Below are 543 nucleotides of genomic sequence, written 5' to 3' on the forward strand. Positions count from 1 at the left end.
CATCGACGCCAACCTCTTCACAATATTTGCTTAGTTCAACCGCATATGCTGTATTATTGCTGCCGCTTCCTGCAATTACAGGAATTCTTTTTTGAACCACATCCACTGTAAATTGAATCACTGCCCTTCTTTCTTGGTCGCTCATAGTTGAAGATTCGCCCGTTGTTCCACATATGATGATGGCATCGGTTTTGTTTTCTATATGCCACTCGATGAGTTCTTTTATTTTTTCAAAATCAACTTCATTGTTTCTAAATGGTGTAACCAGTGCTACGCCCGACCCTACAAATATACTCATATTCTCCATTCTCCTTTTTATATATGATTGATTAATAACTCCGCTATTTGCACTGTATTTGTGGCAGCGCCCTTTCTAATATTGTCCGCTACAACCCATAAGTTCAGTCCATTTTCTAAGCTGTAATCCCTTCTGACTCTGCCCACATAGACTGCATCCTGTCCTTCTACATGGATTGGCATCGGATATTGATTATTTTGGACATCATCCTTTAGGATAATTCCTTCCTTATTCTCTAACACTTC

2 protein-coding genes are annotated in these 543 nt (G+C 39.4%); both read right to left on the reverse strand.

The genetic code is table 11. The annotated features are described in order from the left end of the window. Positions 1 to 298 (reverse strand): dihydrodipicolinate synthase family protein (locus RCF13_RS05170; RefSeq protein WP_308140911.1); only part of this gene is annotated, 298 nt, incomplete at its 3' end. Between the two features lie 17 nt (positions 299 to 315). Continuing rightward, the coding region (locus RCF13_RS05175) for an Asd/ArgC dimerization domain-containing protein (RefSeq protein ID WP_308140912.1) at positions 316 to 543 on the reverse strand (228 nt) is incomplete at its 5' end.

The sequence above is a fragment of the Stenotrophomonas maltophilia group sp. RNC7 genome (genome assembly GCF_030910085.1).
Lineage (GTDB): Bacteria > Pseudomonadota > Gammaproteobacteria > Xanthomonadales > Xanthomonadaceae > Stenotrophomonas > Stenotrophomonas sepilia.